Here is a 1,724-nt window from a genome sequence, read left to right on the forward strand (position 1 = left end):
ACTTTCACCGGAAGTGCCTTTCTGACCTGGACTGATTAGTGCGTAGAGAACACCAATCTTCCCAGTTCAAAGGGCACTTTCCTCATTCCGACACCCTGCGACCAGCCGATACATCGGTGGATCGAGGCTAAAGTCGGTGTCGTTTGCGGTGGTTGACGGTGGCGGCAATGCCAGTTCGGTGCCGGCGGGCACGGTGGTCACGGTGGTCGGTCTGGCTTCTGAGGTGCCGCCGTTGGTGGTGGTCTCCCCGGTGGCGGCTGGCAGCGCCGGGTCGCCGATCACGGTGAGCCCGATCGTGGTGATCACCGATCTGGACTCTGATGAGATCGGCTCAGCCACAGTCACGGTGAGTAATCCTGCGTCGGGTGATGTGCTCGGGTGGGGTGCGGTGCCGGAGGGCATCGCCGCGGAATACTCCGGCGGTGTCCTCACATTTGCCGGCTCTGCGTCGGTGGCGGTGTATCAGCAGTTGTTGCAGTCGGTGACGTTGACCTCGACGGGTGCGGGCCTAAAGTCGGTGTCGTTTGCGGTGGTTGACGGTGGCGGCAATGCCAGTTCGGTGCCGGCGGGCACTGTGGTCACGATTGTCGGGTTGGCTTCTGAGGTACCACCGTTGGTGGTGGTGTCCCCGGTGGCGGCCGGCAGCGCCGGGTCGCCGATCACGGTCAGCCCGATCGTGGTGATCACCGATCTGGACTCTGATGAGATCGGCTCAGCCACAGTCACGGTGAGTAATCCTGCGTCGGGTGATGTGCTCGGTTGGGGCGGTGTGCCGACTGGTGTGGATGCTCACTATGCCGACGGGGTGTTGACGTTTAGCGGGTCTGCCTCGGTGGCGGTGTATCAGCAGTTGTTGCAGTCGGTGACGTTGACCTCGACAAGCCCAGGCCTGAAGTCGGTGTCGTTCACCGTGGTTGATGGTGAGGGGAATGCCAGTTCGGTGCCGGCGGGCACGGTGGTCACGGTGGTCGGGTTGCCTTCCGAGGTGGCACCGTTGGTGGTGGTCTCCCCGGTGGCGGCCGGCAGCGCCGGGTCGCCGATCACGGTGAGCCCGATCGTGGTGATCACCGACCTGGACTCTGAGGCTTTGGAATCCGCGACGGTCACTATCAACGATCCAGCCGCCGGTGATGTGCTCGGTTGGGGTGCGGTGCCGGAGGGGATCTCCGCGGAATACTCCGGCGGCGTATTGACGTTCACCGGAACCGCGTCGGTGGCGGTGTATCAGCAGTTGTTGCAGTCGGTGACGTTGACCTCGACAAGCCCAGGCCTGAAGTCGGTGTCGTTCACCGTGGTTGATGGTGAGGGGAATGCCAGTTCGGTGCCGGCGGGCACGGTGGTCACGGTGGTCGGGTTGCCTTCCGAGGTGGCACCGTTGGTGGTGGTCTCCCCGGTGGCGGCCGGCAGCGCCGGGTCGCCGATCACGGTGAGCCCGATCGTGGTCATCACCGACCTGGACTCTGAGGCTTTGGAATCCGCGACGGTCACTATCAACGATCCAGCCGCCGGTGACGAGCTCGGTTGGGGCAGTGTGCCGGCCGGTGTGGATGCTCACTACGCCGATGGTGTGTTGACGTTTAGCCTCGACGTTTCGTGAAATAGGCTGTTGACACGACCTGTAATGCACGGAAGTGCCTGTCCTGTTTGAGAAAATGTGACTTGTCTAGGGTCCATGTTCACAAAGCGGGAAGGCACTCCGTAGGTGAAGCGTAGCGCGGTTCGTT

Annotated in this window: 1 protein-coding gene; it reads left to right on the forward strand. The window is 62.9% G+C overall.

The features are described 5' to 3' along the window. Positions 1-136: 136 nt before the first annotated feature. Positions 137-1,597, forward strand: coding sequence for a hypothetical protein (locus tag ACXMYJ_RS28990; protein ID WP_460359536.1), 1,461 nt, complete (start codon positions 137-139; stop codon positions 1,595-1,597). The last annotated feature ends 127 nt before the right edge of the window (positions 1,598-1,724 follow it).

It is taken from the genome of Mycobacterium sp. ZZG (assembly GCF_054786995.1).